Origin of the sequence: Streptomyces sp. NPDC012510, from assembly GCF_042955065.1 — a bacterium.
In the GTDB taxonomy this organism is placed as follows: domain Bacteria; phylum Actinomycetota; class Actinomycetes; order Streptomycetales; family Streptomycetaceae; genus Streptomyces.
Genome location: NZ_JBIBEN010000025.1, coordinates 31,701 through 47,420, shown reverse-complemented (window position 1 = coordinate 47,420; position 15,720 = coordinate 31,701). Strand labels below are relative to the sequence as shown.

The 15,720-nt window shown below is 70.7% G+C and carries 14 protein-coding genes; 6 read left to right on the top strand and 8 right to left on the bottom strand.

Going from position 1 to position 15,720, the window contains the following annotated elements; genetic code table 11:
• Positions 1-100: 100 nt before the first annotated feature.
• Genes ACFY9I_RS34840 through ACFY9I_RS34830 form a run of 3 tightly spaced genes read right to left on the bottom strand, consistent with a single transcriptional unit; the run spans position 101 to position 3,251 of the window.
• Positions 101-1,234, bottom strand: coding sequence for a P-loop NTPase (locus ACFY9I_RS34840; protein ID WP_391009059.1), 1,134 nt, complete (start codon positions 1,232-1,234; stop codon positions 101-103).
• 42 nt (positions 1,235-1,276) lie between these two features.
• Positions 1,277-1,951, bottom strand: a complete 675-nt coding sequence (locus ACFY9I_RS34835; protein WP_391009056.1) for a DUF1003 domain-containing protein — start codon at positions 1,949-1,951, stop codon at positions 1,277-1,279.
• Positions 1,941-3,251 (bottom strand): magnesium transporter MgtE N-terminal domain-containing protein, encoded by a 1,311-nt coding sequence (locus tag ACFY9I_RS34830; protein WP_391009053.1) that lies wholly within the window; start codon positions 3,249-3,251, stop codon positions 1,941-1,943. Before ACFY9I_RS34830 ends, ACFY9I_RS34835 begins: the two co-directional genes overlap by 11 nt.
• 176 nt (positions 3,252-3,427) lie before the next feature.
• Here ACFY9I_RS34830 and ACFY9I_RS34825 point away from each other — a divergent pair, with 176 nt between their 5' ends.
• Complete coding sequence (locus ACFY9I_RS34825) at positions 3,428-4,198, top strand: hypothetical protein (RefSeq protein ID WP_391009050.1); 771 nt, start codon at positions 3,428-3,430, stop codon at positions 4,196-4,198.
• 320 nt (positions 4,199-4,518) lie between these two features.
• On the opposite strand, the gene ACFY9I_RS34820 is transcribed toward ACFY9I_RS34825, so the two are convergent.
• Both ACFY9I_RS34820 and ACFY9I_RS34815 read right to left on the bottom strand, forming a co-directional pair.
• The gene (locus ACFY9I_RS34820) at positions 4,519-5,058 is read right to left on the bottom strand and encodes a hypothetical protein (protein WP_391009047.1); all 540 of its coding nucleotides are present in this window, start codon (positions 5,056-5,058) and stop codon (positions 4,519-4,521) included.
• Between the two features lie 13 nt (positions 5,059-5,071).
• Entirely contained in the window at positions 5,072-6,196 is a 1,125-nt protein-coding gene (locus tag ACFY9I_RS34815) for a CorA family divalent cation transporter (RefSeq protein WP_391009044.1), read from the bottom strand.
• A 528-nt stretch (positions 6,197-6,724) separates the two neighbouring features.
• On the opposite strand from ACFY9I_RS34815, the gene ACFY9I_RS34810 reads away from it, so the two are divergent.
• From ACFY9I_RS34810 to ACFY9I_RS34795, 4 genes are all read left to right on the top strand, one after another.
• On the top strand, positions 6,725-7,309 hold the full coding sequence (locus ACFY9I_RS34810; RefSeq protein WP_391009041.1) for a suppressor of fused domain protein: 585 nt from the start codon (positions 6,725-6,727) through the stop codon (positions 7,307-7,309).
• Positions 7,310-7,551: 242 nt separating this feature from the next.
• Positions 7,552-8,193, top strand: a complete 642-nt coding sequence (locus tag ACFY9I_RS34805) for a DUF6758 family protein (RefSeq protein WP_391009038.1) — start codon at positions 7,552-7,554, stop codon at positions 8,191-8,193.
• Between the two features lie 190 nt (positions 8,194-8,383).
• Positions 8,384-9,241, top strand: coding sequence for a PHP domain-containing protein (locus ACFY9I_RS34800; protein WP_391009036.1), 858 nt, complete (start codon positions 8,384-8,386; stop codon positions 9,239-9,241).
• Between the two features lie 162 nt (positions 9,242-9,403).
• Complete coding sequence (locus ACFY9I_RS34795) at positions 9,404-10,009, top strand: MarC family protein (RefSeq protein WP_391009033.1); 606 nt, start codon at positions 9,404-9,406, stop codon at positions 10,007-10,009.
• A gap of 99 nt (positions 10,010-10,108) precedes the next feature.
• Here the strand turns inward: ACFY9I_RS34795 and ACFY9I_RS34790 are convergent, their stop codons facing one another.
• A complete protein-coding gene (locus ACFY9I_RS34790; protein ID WP_391009283.1) occupies positions 10,109-10,285 on the bottom strand; it encodes a hypothetical protein in 177 nt (58 codons plus the stop codon).
• Between the two features lie 224 nt (positions 10,286-10,509).
• Between ACFY9I_RS34790 and ACFY9I_RS34785 the strand changes: the two genes are divergently transcribed.
• The gene (locus ACFY9I_RS34785; protein ID WP_391009030.1) at positions 10,510-11,406 is read left to right on the top strand and encodes an NYN domain-containing protein; all 897 of its coding nucleotides are present in this window, start codon (positions 10,510-10,512) and stop codon (positions 11,404-11,406) included.
• 213 nt (positions 11,407-11,619) lie between these two features.
• On the opposite strand, the gene ACFY9I_RS34780 is transcribed toward ACFY9I_RS34785, so the two are convergent.
• Together ACFY9I_RS34780 and ACFY9I_RS34775 are read right to left on the bottom strand one after the other, a co-directional pair.
• On the bottom strand, positions 11,620-12,489 hold the full coding sequence (locus ACFY9I_RS34780) for an alpha/beta fold hydrolase (protein ID WP_391009027.1): 870 nt from the start codon (positions 12,487-12,489) through the stop codon (positions 11,620-11,622).
• Positions 12,490-12,811: 322 nt separating this feature from the next.
• Entirely contained in the window at positions 12,812-15,259 is a 2,448-nt protein-coding gene (locus tag ACFY9I_RS34775; RefSeq protein ID WP_391009025.1) for a DEAD/DEAH box helicase, read from the bottom strand.
• Positions 15,260-15,720 lie beyond the last annotated feature (461 nt).

Below are 15,720 nucleotides of genomic sequence, written 5' to 3'. Positions count from 1 at the left end.
GCGTGGGTTCGGGGCCGTGGGTGCGTCACGGCTCCGCCGCGCAGGTGCGACGGAGCCGCAGAGTGTCACCGCCCCGCGCCCTGAAGGGGTGCCGGACGGCTCAGAACTTGTTCCTCGGGGTGATTCCCAGGCTCATGCCCGACAGACCCCGCTGGCGGCCGCCCAGCTTGCCCGCGATGGCGCGGAGGGCGGAGCCTGCGGGGGACTCGGGGTCCGAGAGGACGACGGGGCGGCCGTCGTCGCCGCCCTCGCGCAGGCGGACGTCGATGGGGATGCTGCCGAGGACCGGGACGGTGGCGCCGGTGGTACGGGTGAGGCCGTCGGCGACGCTCTGGCCGCCGCCCGTGCCGAAGACGTCCACCATCTCGTCGCAGTGCGGGCAGGGCAGGCCCGACATGTTCTCGACGACGCCGACGATCTTCTGGTGGGTCTGGACGGCGATGGACCCGGCCCGCTCCGCGACCTCGGCCGCGGCCTGCTGGGGCGTGGTCACCACCAGGATCTCGGCGTTGGGGACCAACTGGGCGACGGAGATGGCGATGTCGCCCGTGCCCGGCGGAAGGTCGAGGAGCAGCACGTCCAGGTCGCCCCAGTAGACGTCTGTGAGGAACTGCTGGAGGGCGCGGTGGAGCATCGGGCCGCGCCAGACGACCGGGTCGTTGCCGGGGGTGAACATGCCGATCGAGATGACCTTCACACCGTTCGCGGACGGCGGCATGATCATGTTCTCGACCTGGGTGGGCCGTCCGTCGGCGCCCAGCATGCGGGGCACGGAGTGGCCGTAGATGTCGGCGTCGACGACGCCGACCTTGAGACCGTCGGCCGCCATGGCCGCCGCCAGGTTCACCGTCACCGAGGACTTGCCGACGCCGCCCTTTCCGGAGGCGACGGCGTACACGCGCGTGAGGGAGCCCGGCTTGGCGAACGGGACCTCGCGCTCGGCCTGGCCGCCGCGCAGCGCGTTCGCCAGTTCCTTGCGCTGGTCGTCGCTCATCACGTCCAGCTCGACGTCGACGCGGGTGACGCCCTCGACCCGCGAGACCGCCTCTGTCACCCGCTGGGTGATCGTGTCGCGCATGGGGCAGCCGGAGACCGTCAGGTACACGGCGACCGCGACCGCTCCGTCCGCGCCGATCTCCACCGACTTGACCATCCCGAGTTCGGTGATGGGACGGTTGATCTCGGGGTCGTTCACCGTCGACAGTGCTTCGCGCACCGCGTCTTCCGTAGCCATAGAGACGATGGTACGGCGAGGCGCGGGGGCCTGGGAGCCCTGTCAGCGGTCGCCCATGTCACGCCCGCGCGGGTGTTCCGGCGGGAATACGGTCCGGGTGCCGCGCGCCCCGTCGGCGTCGCGCTCGTGCAGTTCCCTGACCAGGTCGTGGAGCTCCGAGCGCAGCCAGTCGCGGGTGGCGACCTCGCCGAGACCGATCCGCAGCGCGGCGATCTCCCTGGTCAGGTACTCGGTGTCGGCGATCGAGCGCTCGTTCTGCTTGCGGTCCTGTTCGAGGTTGACCCGGTCGCGGTCGTCCTGACGGTTCTGCGCGAGGAGGATCAGCGGGGCGGCGTACGAGGCCTGGAGGGAGAGCATCAGGGTCAGGAAGATGAACGGGTAGTTGTCGAAGCGCAGGTCGCGCGGGGCGGAGACGTTCCAGACCACCCAGAGGATGATGACGAAGGTCATCCAGACGATGAACCGGCCGGTGCCCAGGAACCTCGCGATCCGTTCCGAGAGCCGTCCGAAGGCCTCCGGGTCCCATTCCGGCAGGAGCCTGGCCCGGCGCTGCAGCGGCTGGTCGAGGCGCGTACGGGGGCGTGCGGTGGCCCCGGAGGGCGTGCGCTCCCGAAGAGGCGTTCCGGGGGCGTGTGCGCGCTCGCGCGGGCCCGCATGTGAGTGGGCCCTTTCACGCCCCCCGTCCCGCCCCTCACGCCCATCACGTTCAGGAACCATCGGCGGTCCCCTCGTCGGCGGCGCCGGCGGCGACACCGTCGTCCTCGTACAGATGGAACTCCGTCTCGCGCCAGTCCTCGGGGAGCATGTGGTCCAGCACGTCGTCCACGGTCACCGCCCCCAGCAGCGAACCGCTCTCGTCGACCACGGGCGCCGCGACCATGTCGTACGTCGCGAAGAACCCGGCGACGGCCCGCAGCGCGGCCTTCGGGTCCAGCGGCTGCAGATCGTCGTCGAGGAGGGCGCTGACCAGGGTGTACGGCGGGTCCCGCAGCAGCCGTTGGAAGTGGACCGTGCCGAGGTACTTCCCGGTCGGGGTCTCGTCCGGCGGCCGGCACACGTACACCTGGGCGGCGAGGGCCGGGGACAGATCACGGTTGCGGACCCGGGCCAGCGCGTCGGCGACGGTCGCGTCCGGGCGCAGCACGATCGGCTCGGTGGTCATCAGACCACCGGCGGTCTTCTCCTCGTACGCCATGAGCCGTCGTACGTCGGCCGCGTCGTCCGGCTGCATCAGCGTCAGCAGCCGCTCCTGCTCCTCCTCCGGCAGCTCGGCGAGGAGGTCGGCGGCGTCGTCGGGGTCCATGGCCTCCAGGACGTCGGCGGCGCGCTCCTCCTTGAGCTTGCCGAGGATCTCGATCTGGTCGTCCTCGGGCAGCTCCTCCAGGACGTCGGCGAGCCGGTCGTCGTCGAGGGCGGCGGCGACCTCGGCACGGCGCTTGGGGGAGAGGTGGTGCAGCACATTGGCGAGGTCGGCCGGACGGAGCTGCTCGAAGGTGGCCAGGAGGTTCTCGGCGCCCTGCCCGTGTTCCTCCAGCGAGAAGCCGGTGACCGCCGACCACTCCACGGTCAGCGTCTCGCCCTTGTGCCGCCGGAACGCCCCGCCCTTGCCCTTGCGGACGAACACCCGGTCGATCTCCCAGTCCCGGCGGGCCGGCAACTGCTGCACCGAGATGTCGAGCACCGTCACCTCCTCGCCCGACTCCACGAGCCGGACCCTGCGGTCCAGCAGTTCGCCGATGACGAGCCGCTCGGTGGGCCGCTGCTCGAAGCGGCGCACGTTCAGGACACCGGTGGTGATGACCTGGCCGGACTCCACGCCGGTGACCCTGGTCATGGGCAGGAAGATGCGGCGGCGCGTGGACAGTTCGACGACCAGCCCGAGCAGCCGCGGGGGCTTGCGGCCCACCCGGAGGATGACCACGAGGTCGCGGACGCGGCCCACCTGGTCGCCGCTCGGATCGAAGACGGCGACACCGGAGAGGTGGGAGACGAAGATCCGCGGCGCCACCGCCGCCATGAGCCGCCCCTTTCCTTCCCGTCGTGAGGGGATTGTCCGCCGAGGACGGCTTCAGGCTAGCCCGTCCCGATCGGATATGCCCTGGTGAGCGGTGCGGACGGACTGGCTCCGTGGCATGCCGGGACCCCCGGTACTCTGCGGTAGGCCTGGACTCCCCACGAAGAGGTGCATCGCCTGTGACTGTGATTCCCCGTACCCGAAGGGCCGCACTGGTGAGCGCCGTCTGCACCCTCGTGGTCGGCGGGCTGGGGCTCACGGGGTGCGGCGGTGAGGATCCCGACGAGGGCACCAACGGGGTCGGCAAACTGACGCCGGAGAAGATCCAGAGCAGGACGAAGGCGGCCGCCACGGCGGCGGACACGGTACGGCTGTCCGGTGCGGTCGTCAGCAACGGCAGGACCTACAAGCTGGACATGCGCCTGAAGGAGGACGGCGGTACTGGGTCGGTGACGTCGGAGGGCTCCACCTTCCGGCTGCTGAAGGTCGGCGAGCACCTCTTCCTCAAGGCCGACGCGGAGTTCTGGAACAACCAGGGCTCCGGGAAGGACGGGGAGGAGGGTAAGGGCCGCGACGAGTCGGAGACGGCCGCGGCGGACAAGCTGGACGGCATGTATGTGAAGGTGCCGACCGGGGACCCCGCCTACAAGCGTTTCAGCGGCTTCACCGACAAGGACGTCCTCCTCAACAGCCTCCTCACGCTGCACGGCACGCTGTCCACCGACGGCTACCACGAGCAGTCCGGCACCCGCACCATCCGCATCACCGGCGACAAGGGCTCCGGCGGCACCCTCGACGTCTCCCTGGAAGGCACCCCCTACCCCCTCCGCCTCGTCCGCGCCGGCGACGCCGGCACCATCCTCCTCACCGACTGGGGCAAGAACTTCACCCTGGCGGAACCGGACAAGAAGTCGGTCGTCGACTACGGCAAACAACTACCGACGTCGTAACAGACCGCTGGACCGCTGGACTGCCGGGCTGCCGGGCTGCCGGGCTGCCGGACCGCCGGGCGTGATCTCGGCTGCCGCGCCCTCGGCCCGCCACACGATGCGGTGCTCGGTTCTCCACGCCTGCCGCCGACCGCTGGCTCCCGAACCTCCGTCGCCCGTGATCACAACGCTCGGATTGCCCGAGGTTTGCGCTGCTCGCCGTCCACCGCTTGCCGCAACGCTTCACCGCGTGAGGCCCGACGCCGCTCGAACCCGGCGCCTCTCGCGGCGACCGGCGGTGCGGAACGGGGGTCGGGCCCACGGACAGGGCCCGGGGTCGTTCACTTTCGCTTGCGGCGGCGGCCGAAGAGCAGGCGTGGTACCGCCGCCGGGATGGGTCGGCGGGTCGTCGCGCGGGTCGGGGCCGGCGCTTCGGCCAGGTCGTGGTCGGGCAGCGGCAGGGTCGACCCCGCCGGCTCCAGGCGGAGCACCCGGCACTCCCGCGCCCAGCGGGCAGGCATCGCCTCGCCGTCGGGGGCGTTGAGGCGCTTGCCCTTGAGCTCGGCCACGGCCGCCTCCCACGCGGGGGAGTCCGGGGCCAGCTCCACCACGCTCGCGGCCCAGCTCACCAGCCGCCCGCCCTTGTCCTTGCTGCGCACGGTGACCACCGCCGAGTCTCCGTCGGCCAGCCCAGTCAACGGCTGCTCCCCCGGTCCGTCGCCGACCACACACGCCGCACCCTCGTGCCAGACGTGCCACACCACACGCGACGGCGCGTCCGGCCCCGGCCCTCGTACCCAGATGAGTCCGGACTTCTTGGTGGCCTCTTCCACGAGGGCCTGATCCAGCAACGCGGCGGCGGTCAGCGAGTCGGCGGTCATGGAGGCAGCCTAACTACAGCCACCCGTTGCGCTTGAGCGTGCGGTGGATACCGAGGCAGAGCGCGACCGTGACACCGAGGACCACCGGGTAGCCGTACTTCCACTGGGTCTCCGGCATGTAGTCGAAGTTCATGCCGTAGACGCCACACACCATGGTCGGTACGGCGATGATGGCCGCCCATGACGTGATCTTGCGCATGTCCTCGTTCTGCGCGACGGAGGCCTGCGCCAGGTTCGCCTGGAGGATCGAGTTGAGGAGCTCGTCGAAGCCGACGACCTGTTCCTGCACCCGGGCGAGGTGGTCGGCCACATCACGGAAGTACTTTTGGATGTCGGGGTCGATCAGCCGCATCGGCCGCTCGCTCAGCAGCTGCATGGGCCGCACCAGCGGCAGCACCGCGCGCTTGAACTCCATGACCTCGCGCTTGAGTTGGTAGATCCGGCCGGCGTCGGTGCCCCGGGGCGTGCCCTTGCGCCCGGGGGAGAACACCTCCGTCTCCACCTCGTCGATGTCGTCCTGCACGGCGTCGGCGACCGCCACGTACCCGTCGACGACATGGTCGGCGATGGCGTGCAGCACGGCCGACGGGCCCTTGGCGAGCAACTCCGGGTCGTCCTGCAGTCGGTGACGCAGCGCCCGCAGCGAGCCCTGCCCGCCGTGCCGGACCGTGATGAAGAAGTCCCGTCCGGTGAAGCACATGACCTCACCGGACTCCACGACCTCGCTGGTGGCGGTGAGTTCGTCGTGCTCGACATAGTGGATGGTCTTGAAGACGGTGAAGAGCGTGTCGTCGTAGCGCTCCAGCTTTGGCCGCTGGTGCGCGTGCACCGCGTCCTCCACGGCCAGTGGATGCAGCCCGAACTCGGCCGCGATATCGGAGAATTCGGCCTCCGACGGCTCGTGCAGCCCGATCCAGACGAAGCCCCCGTCGCGACGCACCTGACGGATCGCCTCGTGCGGCGTCAGGCTGCGCTCGAACGCGACCCGCGCGCCGTCGCGGTACACGCCGCAGTCGACCACGGCCGTCGGCGCCTCCGCCGGACGCGTGGCGTCGTACACGCCGCCGTCCTTGCGCAGCGACAGCCGGGAGGGACGGGACGGGCGAACTGCGGCACGCAGGTTGTGGATCATCGACATGAGCAGGCTCCTTCGCAACGAAAGGCCGTCGACGACGGTTGGAACTACCCGGAATGGGGACGTTTTGACTGCGGATGTTTGGCACGTCCACAAAGCGGGGAGCACCGCACCGTCGCGGTGACAGCTTCGCTTGATTCAGATCAGTGATTCAGATCAAGACGGGAAAGAAGTGCTCTTCCGTTGCGCGACGACCGACAGGCGGTACGGCGCGAATGAGGGTGGCAGCCAAGCAGAGAGCTGAAGCCAGAGCTACGGAACTCGGTGGGCGGAAGAGCGGGTGGTACTGCACGGTCGACTTCGGTCCATCGCAGCCCCACCTCCTCCGGCCGGTCCCTCGTAAGGGACGTTCCATACCCCTTCCGGGGTTCCCCGTAGGGGAGTCAGTCTTTCGGTCCGAGACGCGAAGGCGTGAGAGCGACGCTTCTGCGTGGTGCCCGTGCGCTGTCTCGACCGGCGGCCAAGACTAACAGTCAGCTGAAGTGTCAAGGTGCCCGTTTGCCGGTTCCTGACGAGTTCTATGCTCGGCCCATGGCTGATGTTCTTCCGTTGGTGGAGGCCCGTTTGCGCATCGCGCTGGGCGAACCGGACGCGCGCGCCGCCGTCACCTTCCTCGGCACGGACCGTATCGAGGTCCTCCGCTTCACCGACGGCGACGTCGTCCGCTACGCCACCCTCGGGATGTCCGCCCAGCCGATGTCCGACCCCACGGCGGTGCTCGCCGACCCGGTCGAGGGCCCCCGCGCCGAGCTCGTGCTGTCCGTACGGCACGGCGTCGCCGACACCGACAAGGTGCTCCGCCCGCTCGCCGTGCTCGCGGCGTCGCCGCAGGTCGAAGGTGTGATCGTGGCCCCCGGCGCATCCCTCGACGTGGGCGGGCCGCTGTGGCCCGGTGCGCCGTTCACCGCCGTCCTCGTCGCCGAGCCCGGCGGTCTGGTCGAGGACCTCGAACTCGACGCCCCCGCCGACCCCGTACGGTTCCTGCCCCTCCTGCCGATGACCGCCAACGAGGCCGCCTGGAAGCGGGTGCACGGCGCCCAGGCGCTCCAGGAGCGCTGGCTCACCCACGGGACGGATCTCCGCGACCCGGCCCGCAGGTCTGTCCCGCTGGACTGACCGGACCACCCTTGCCGACTTCCTCGTGTGACGGACGGCACGCCGTTCGTGACCGGAGGGCGCTCGGCAGGTGGCTGAAAACCGCCGCTTCCCTTGACCGTGTGGGTAGTTGATTCCGTTGGTTGGTCCAGCGGGTCGGCCGCTGTCCCGACTCGGGCGACTGTGCGCGGAATGTGACGCGCACACGCCGGACGGGTGATCGTCCTTGACGCGAGGAAGCACGGGGAGGACCGTTGGGCCCTATGAGGGGCGAACCCAGTTGCCCGAAGTGTGGTGGCCGGGTCAGGGCTCCCGGCCTCTTTGCCGACTCCTGGCAGTGCGCCGTGCACGGCACGGTGCACCCGATGCAGCCCGTGATCCCGCCCAGCGTCGAGGCCCTCGGTGTGGTGGTGCACCGCGCCAAGGTGCCGGTCTGGATGCCGTGGCCGCTGCCCGTGGGCTGGCTGTTCACCGGGGCCGCGTTCGCGGGGGACGACCGCAGCGGCGGTCGCGCCACGGCCGTGGCCTGCTCCGGTCCGGGCCCGCTCGGGGGCGTGGGGGAACTCGTCCTCATCGCGGAGGAACTCGGCGTCGGCCTCGGCGCGCGGTACGCCGGCATCGACGGGCCCGACCCCGGACCGTATCTGAACGTCGAGAAGCCGCCGCAGGCGAAGGTGCTGGCCGCCGGGCGGCCGACACCGCTGTGGCACGTCTCGGGTGCGCCGGACGACCGTGCGGTCTTCGCGGGGGAGGCGCTCGGGCTGTGGTTGTGGGCGATCGTGTGGCCCGAGCAGACGGGGTTGCTGATGTATGACGAGCTCGTGCTGACGGATCTGCGGGACGCGGGCGCCGAGGTGGAACTGCTGCCGTGCGGGGCGCTGTCGCCTCGGATCCTCGAACCGTAGGGCGCCCTGGTCCACTGCCCCGGGTCGGGGTGGCGCCGACCCCGCACCGTCGCGTGTGCTCGTCGAGGTGTGTAGGGGGCACTCGGCGCTTTCGGGTATGACAGGAGTAGTCCGAAAGGGCGCTATCCTTGAGCGTCCGCTGCTTTGAGTGTCCGCTTCCGTTTCGTCGTCTGCGCCTGGAGTCCGAGTCGTGCGTATCGATCTGCACTGTCACTCCACCGCTTCCGACGGTACGGACACTCCCGCGGAGCTGGTCCGCAAGGCGCGGGAGGCCGGGCTGGACGTCGTCGCGCTGACCGACCACGACACCACGCGCGGGCACGCCGAGGCGATCGCCGCGCTGCCGGAGGGGCTCACGCTGGTCACCGGTGCCGAGCTGTCATGCCGGCTGGACGGCGTCAGCATGCATATGCTCGCTTATCTGTTCGACCCCGAGGAGCCTGACCTGCTGGCCGAGCGCGAGCTGGTCCGGGACGACCGGGTACCACGGGCCAAGGGCATGATCGCCAAGCTCAACGAACTGGGTGTGCCGGTGACGTGGGAGCAGGTCGCGCGGATCGCCGGGGCCGGTTCCGTGGGGCGGCCGCATGTGGCCACCGCCCTCGTCGAACTCGGCGTCGTACCGACCGTGGACGACGCTTTCACCGAGCAGTGGCTCGCCGACGGGGGCCGCGCCTTCGTCGAGAAGCACGAGACCGACCCGTTCGAGGCGATCCGGCTGATCAAGGGTGCCGGCGGTGTCGCCGTCTTCGCCCACCCCGCCGCCGTCAAGCGCGGCCGTACCGTACCGGAGTCCGCAATCGCCGAGCTCGCCGCCGCGGGGCTCGACGGTATCGAGGTCGACCACATGGAGCACGACCGGGCCACGCGGGCGCGGCTGCGCGGGCTGGCCCGGGAGTCGGGGCTGCTCACCACCGGCTCCTCGGACTACCACGGCAGCCGAAAGACCTGCGTGCTCGGCGAGTACACGACCGACCCCGAGGTCTACGGGGAGATCACACGACGGGCCACCGGAGCGTTTCCCGTCCCGGGGACCGGCGGGAACTAGCCGATCCCGGTCGTAGGTCGTACGGCACCCGGCCGCTGCCGGCCGTGCCCACCGTTCCGCCGACGCGGAACGACTGCCCACCGCGGTCGTCCAGTGGCCATCGACGGACCGTCCTCGGGCTGCCCTTTTTTCTTACGTCATCATCTCTCGCAAGGCATCGCTGTGTTCGATCTCGCCGTGTTCGGCTCCCTCTTCCTCACCCTGTTCGTGATCATGGATCCTCCGGGGATCACTCCGATCTTCCTCGGGCTCACCGCCGGGCGGCCGGCTCGGACGCAGAAGCGGATGGCGTTCCAGGCCGTATGTGTGGCCGGGGGCGTGATCACCGTCTTCGGACTGCTGGGGCACCAGATCCTGGACTACCTGCATGTGTCCGTGCCGGCGCTGATGATCGCCGGTGGACTGCTGCTCCTGCTCATCGCGCTGGATCTACTGACCGGCAAGACGGACGAGCCGAAGCAGACGAAGGACGTGAATGTCGCGCTCGTGCCGCTGGGAATGCCGTTGCTGGCCGGTCCGGGTGCGATCGTGTCGGTGATCCTGGCGGTGCAGAAGGCCGACGGTGTGGCCGGTCAGGCCTCCGTGTGGGCCGCCATCCTGGCGATCCATGTCGTGCTGTGGCTGACGATGAGGTACTCGCTGCTGATCATCCGGGTCATCAGGGACGGCGGTGTGGTGCTGGTGACCCGGCTCGCGGGCATGATGCTCTCCGCGATCGCCGTGCAGCAGATCATCAACGGTGTCACCCAGGTGGTGCGGGGCGGCTGAGCCACGGTCGCCGCGTGTCACCCGGAGTGTCACCGCATGTGGCAGAGCCCCATACGGCATGGGCCGTACGGGGCTCTGAAGTGTGAACGGATCCGCCCGTTACAAGGCGGTCGCGTCGGCCGGGCGGATCCACAGGCGCTGCCCGATGGCGGCGGCCTGCTGCACGATCCGATTGACGGAGGCGGCGTCCACGACGGTGCTGTCGACGGGCATGCCGCTGACATCGTCGAGTCGCAGGATTTCGAAGCGCAAGGGCTTCTCCCTTCGTCTGGTCATCCTCCTGAGGAGAACTGCTGGTGGTGGTGCGCGGGTCGTCGGTGCCCGTGTTCCATGAGTGCTCAACGGTATGCACACGGCGAACATTCCCTACGCTAACGAAATTTTTTGAGTGACTAATTACTAACCGGTGAGCGGTGCGACCAGGTATGGCTACCTGGAGGCAGGAAGACTGAACGGGACCGGTTGTGTTCGTAGCGTGACCACCGGGACAATGGAAGTATATGAACGACGACCTCACGGCGCTCGGCGCCCGCATCGACCGTACGAACGAGCTGCTGCACCGCATGCTCGCCGAGGTGGCGAAGACGCCCTCGACACACGCGATCTTCGTCGATGCCGGGTATCTGTACGCGGCGGTGGGACGGCTCGTCGCGGGCACCGAGGACCGGCGGTCCTTCGATCTCGACCCGGAAGGTCTCATCGAGGCGCTGATCGACAAGGCGCGCACGATCTTCGCGGACAGCCGGCTGTTGAGGGTCTACTGGTACGACGGGGCGCGCCGCCGCATCCACACGGCGGAGCAGCAGTCGATCGCCGAACTGCCGGACGTGAAGGTCCGGCTCGGCAACCTCAACGCCAACAACCAGCAGAAGGGCGTCGACTCCCTCATCCGCACCGACCTGGAGTCACTGGCCCGGCACCGGGCGATCAGCGACGCGGCCCTCATCGGCGGCGACGAGGACCTGGTCTCGGCGGTCGAGGCCGCGCAGGGGTACGGGGCGCGGGTCCACCTGTGGGGCATCGAGGCACCCGAGGGGCGCAACCAGGCCGAACCGCTGCTCTGGGAGGTCGACAGCCAGCGCACCTTCGACCTCGACTTCTTCAAGCCGTATGTGTCACGGCGGGCCGCCACCATCTACGAGGCCGCCACCGGCGTTCGGCCCACTCGCGAGGACGTCCGCTTCGTCGGCGCCCAGATCGCCGCGAAGTGGCTGGCCTCCCGGGGTCGGGAGAGTCTGCAGGAGCTTCTGCACGGCCACCCGTACCTTCCTGGCTCCGTCGACCAGGACCTGCTCGTCGAGGCGGAGGGGCTGCTCCAGTACTCGATGCGGGGCCAGGCCGATCTGAGACGTGCGCTGCGGGACGGGTTCTGGGAGCACTTGAGGGCGCAGTACTAGCCGGCGGGGCGTTGCTGGGCCGGTGCGTCGCCTTCGAGCCCGTCGCCACTGCTGACCCGGTCGTCGGGCACGGCGCCCGGCGCGCGCCTACGCCGAGTGGGTCGAGCACCGTATCGCCGACTTCCGTCGGGGACCGCCGCCCCCGTCCCGATCACCAGCCGGAGGGCCCACCCGGGTTCAACGGTCTGCCGGCCCGTCCGCTTGCTCGTCGGGTCAGCCGGTCATCTCGTCCCAGAAGCCGGTGAGGGCGGCCGCCGTGGCCTTCGGCTGGTCCGTGTTGGGGGAGTGCTCCGCGTCGCGGATCACGGTGCGGCGCGCCCGCAGACGTACGGCCATGTCGTCGATGACCGGGATCGGCCAGGTGTCGTCGCGTTCGCCGGACAGGACGTGCTTGGGCACGTCCACGGCGGCGAGTTCGGTGACGCGGTCCGGTTCCGCGCAGAGTTGGCGGCCCGTGGCGATGAGCTGGGCGGGACTGGTCGCGAGCCATCGGCGGCGCAGGTCGGCGCGATCGTCCAGCCCCTCGTCGAGAGTCCCCGTCTCGGTCTCCTCCGGCGGTTCCATCGCCTGGATGGCCTCCCACACCTGCTCCATGTCCATCACGGCCAAGGCGTCCCGCAAAAGCTGCACACGCTGCTGCTGGCCGGCCGAGATCTGGGCGGGGCCCGAGGCCATGAGGGTGAGCGAGGCGAAGGGGGAGGCGTCCTGCAGTACGGCGGCACGGGAGATCTGGCCGCCGAGGGAGTGGCCGACGAGATGCAGCGGGCCGCCGTCACTCACGGCCGCCGCCTGAGCGAGCAGGTCCTTGGCCAACTCCGCCTGTGCGTACGGCGCCTCGTCGTCCCTGGCGCCCGGGCTCTCGTACTGTCCCCGGCCGTCCACCGCCACCGTCCGGTACCCGGCCTGGGCCAACGGCTCGTGCAGCGCGATGAAGTCCTCCTTGCTCCCGGTGAACCCCGGCACGAGCAGCACACTCCCCTTCACCGCCGTTCCTGCCTCGATCACCGCGAACTCCCCACGGGAGGTGCGCAGCAGATGGGCACGGGCGCCGGGAGGCGGGGTGAACGTCGGGGGACGGCTCATGGGGGGAGGGTAGCTGGCGGGCGGGGGGACGGTCCTGCTGGTCCCGTGACCCTGACGGCCAAAGAGCCGAGGAACTGCGGAAAACCGGCGGCACTTCCGACGCGGCAGGAGCGCGGAGGACTGTCCCTTCAGGGGCGCGGGGAACTGTGCGAACGGGGCCCGGGGCGGAGCCCCGAGTCTTTGACGGGGGTCTCTTTGACGGGGATCGAAGGGGCACCGCCCCTGGGGATGGGACGGGTAGGGGCGGCGGGGGCGACAAACCCACAGAACCCTGAAGGCCCGGCCCCCGAATCGGGAACCGGGCCTTCACTGACCGGATCGCTCAGCCCTCCGCGGGCTCCACGGCAGCCACAGCCTTCCGCGTCCGACGCCGCGGCGCCGGAGCCTCACCTGTCACCCCGTCCTCAGCGGCAGCCGCAGACACCGCGGCCTTCCGCGTCCGACGCGGCTTCGTGGCCTGCTCCTCCGTCGGCTGCGCGGGAACCGACGCCTCGGCCACCGCGGCCTTGCGGGTGCGTCGGCGCGGCTTGGGCGCCTCGACGGTGTCGGCCGCGGCCTCGGCGGCAGTGTCCGTCGCCTCGACGGCGGCCTCGGCGGCCTCGGCGGCCTTGCGGGTCCGTCGTCGGGGCTTGGCCGGAGCCTCCTCGGCGACGGCCTCCTCGACCATGGCCTGGGCGGGGGCGGCGGCCTTGCGGGTGCGTCGGCGCGGCGTGGCCGGGGTCTCGTCGGCCGGTTCGGCGGCGGTCGTGCCCTCGGCCGTGTCGAGCGCGGCCTCGGCGACAGCCGCCGCAGCCTTCCGGGTCCGGCGGCGAGGCGCGGGCGTCGCTTCCTCCGCGACAGCCTCCACCACACTCTCGGCAGCCTCGGCCACCGCGGCCTTGCGGGTGCGTCGGCGCGGCTTGGGCGCCTCGACGGTGTCGGCCACGGCCTCGGCGGCAGTGTCCGTCGCCTCGACGGCGGCCTCGGCGGCCTCGGCGGCCTTGCGGGTCCGTCGTCGGGGCTTGGCCGGAGCCTCCTCGGCGACGGCCTCCTCGACCACGGCCTGGGCGGGGGCGGCGGCCTTGCGGGTGCGTCGGCGCGGCGTGGCCGGGGTCTCGTCGGCCGGTTCGGCGGCGGTCGTGCCCTCGGCCGTGTCGAGCGCGGCCTCCGGGCTGGACGTGGCCTCGGCGACCGGAGCCGTAACAGCCTCCACCGACTTACGGGTGCGGCGGCGACGCGGCTTGGCGGCATCCTCGACCGCCTCCGCGGGCTGGACGGGCTCGACGACCGCCTCCGCGGCTGGCGTGCTCTCGACCGTCTCCACCACGGCCTCGGCGGCGGGGTTCACCCCGGCGCGGGTACGGCGGCGACGGCGAGGCGCACGGGGCTCGGCCTCGGCGGAGTCAGCACCCGCAGTCCGCGCGGACGCCGACGGCTCCGTGACGGCGGCGGCCTCCGGGGACGCCCCGTCGACGGTGGCGCCACCACGCGTCCGGCGGCGACGGCGCGGCGTACGCGCCGGGCTCTCCCGTTCACGGTCCCGCTCGGCGGACGACGGACCGGAGGACCGGCCGCCACGACCGCGCGGCCCACGCCCGCCCGGCTCGCCGAGGTCTTCCAGCTCCTCGGCGTCCAGGCCGGCCCGGGTGCGCTCGGAGCGCGGCAGGACGCCCTTCGTACCGGCGGGGATGCTCAGTTCCTCGAAGAGGTGCGGGGAGGTGGAGTACGTCTCCGGCGGGTCGTTGAACCCGAGGTCCAGCGCCTTGTTGATGAGCTGCCAGCGCGGGATGTCGTCCCAGTCGACGAGCGTGATCGCGATGCCCTTGGCACCCGCGCGGCCGGTACGGCCGATGCGGTGCAAATAGGTCTTCTCGTCCTCGGGGGACTGGTAGTTGATGACGTGGGTGACACCCTCGACGTCGATTCCGCGCGCGGCGACGTCGGTGCAGACGAGGACGTCCACCTTGCCGTTGCGGAAGGCCCGCAGGGCCTGCTCGCGGGCGCCCTGGCCGAGGTCGCCGTGGACCGCGCCGGACGCGAAGCCCCGCTGCTTGAGCTGGTCGGCGAGGTCGGCGGCCGTGCGCTTGGTGCGGCAGAAGACCATGGCCAGTCCCCGGCCGTCGGCCTGCAGTATGCGCGCGACCAACTCGGGCTTGTCCATGTTGTGCGCGCGGTAGATGTGCTGCGAGGTGTTCCGGACCGTCGCGCCCTCGTCGTCCGGCGCCGTGGCGCGGATGTGGGTCGGCTGCGACATGTAACGGCGGGCCAGACCGATGACCGCGCCCGGCATGGTCGCCGAGAACAGCATCGTCTGGCGCCGGGCCGGAAGCATGTTGATGATCTTCTCGACGTCGGGCAGGAAGCCGAGATCGAGCATCTCGTCGGCCTCGTCGAGGACCAGACACTTGACGTGCTTGAGGTTCAGCTTCTTCTGGCCCGCGAGGTCGAGGAGCCGCCCGGGGGTGCCGATGACGACGTCCACGCCCTTCTTCAGGGCCTCGACCTGGGGCTCGTAGGCGCGCCCGCCGTAGATCGCGGTGACGCGGACGTTGCGCACCTTGCCCGCGGTCAGCAGGTCGTTGGTGACCTGGGTGCACAGCTCGCGCGTCGGGACGACGACGAGCGCCTGCGGGGCTTCGACGAGGTCCTCGGGCTTGGCGCGGCCGGCCTCGACGTCGGCGGGGACGACGACGCGCTCGAGGAGCGGGAGGCCGAACCCCAGCGTCTTGCCGGTGCCGGTCTTCGCCTGGCCGATGACGTCGGTGCCGGAGAGGGCGACCGGGAGCGTCATCTCCTGGATGGGGAAGGGGTTGATGATGCCGACGGCCTCGAGGGCCTCGGCCGTCTCGGGAAAGATTCCGAGATCTCGGAAAGTCGTAGTCAGGGTGCTGCCTCTTCTGTGTACGCGGCGTGAGGCGAGCGCGGGGGTCGTGTCGGACCGTACCGGGGGACGTCGGCCGCCCTCACGGGCGGGCCGTGTGGCACGGGACCACTGCCGACGCTCTAGCGCTCATACCGCTGAGGGGTTCCCTCCGGACGCCGTACGCGTAGAGCCGTACGGAAAAGGAGGGCTGTCGGGTCGGAGCCGATCGGGCCACCGACCGGGCATCCTCATGCGTGCGGCCTGTCGAGACACGGTCGAGCTACGTCGACGTACCAGCAGGCGCATTACCACCATACCCCGGAATCACGCATATGCGATGGCCGATTTGGTCACGTAGTCGTCGTCACACTGGATGACCGTGCCCTTCC

Bases quoted from the DNA above. Each gene is read 5' to 3' on its own strand.
- ACFY9I_RS34810 (WP_391009041.1), top strand. From the start codon at position 6,725: ATGGCTGATGTTCTTCCGTTGGTGGAGGCCCGTTTGCGCATCGCGCTG.
- ACFY9I_RS34840 (WP_391009059.1), bottom strand. From the start codon at position 1,234: ATGGCTACGGAAGACGCGGTGCGCGAAGCACTGTCGACGGTGAACGAC.
- ACFY9I_RS34775 (WP_391009025.1), bottom strand. From the start codon at position 15,259: ATGACGCTCCCGGTCGCCCTCTCCGGCACCGACGTCATCGGCCAGGCG.
- ACFY9I_RS34780 (WP_391009027.1), bottom strand. From the start codon at position 12,489: ATGAGCCGTCCCCCGACGTTCACCCCGCCTCCCGGCGCCCGTGCCCAT.
- ACFY9I_RS34805 (WP_391009038.1), top strand. From the start codon at position 7,552: ATGAGGGGCGAACCCAGTTGCCCGAAGTGTGGTGGCCGGGTCAGGGCT.
- ACFY9I_RS34835 (WP_391009056.1), bottom strand. From the start codon at position 1,951: ATGGTTCCTGAACGTGATGGGCGTGAGGGGCGGGACGGGGGGCGTGAA.
- ACFY9I_RS34820 (WP_391009047.1), bottom strand. From the start codon at position 5,058: ATGACCGCCGACTCGCTGACCGCCGCCGCGTTGCTGGATCAGGCCCTC.
- ACFY9I_RS34785 (WP_391009030.1), top strand. From the start codon at position 10,510: ATGAACGACGACCTCACGGCGCTCGGCGCCCGCATCGACCGTACGAAC.
- ACFY9I_RS34815 (WP_391009044.1), bottom strand. From the start codon at position 6,196: ATGTCGATGATCCACAACCTGCGTGCCGCAGTTCGCCCGTCCCGTCCC.
- ACFY9I_RS34830 (WP_391009053.1), bottom strand. From the start codon at position 3,251: ATGGCGGCGGTGGCGCCGCGGATCTTCGTCTCCCACCTCTCCGGTGTC.
- ACFY9I_RS34790 (WP_391009283.1), bottom strand. From the start codon at position 10,285: ATGACCAGACGAAGGGAGAAGCCCTTGCGCTTCGAAATCCTGCGACTC.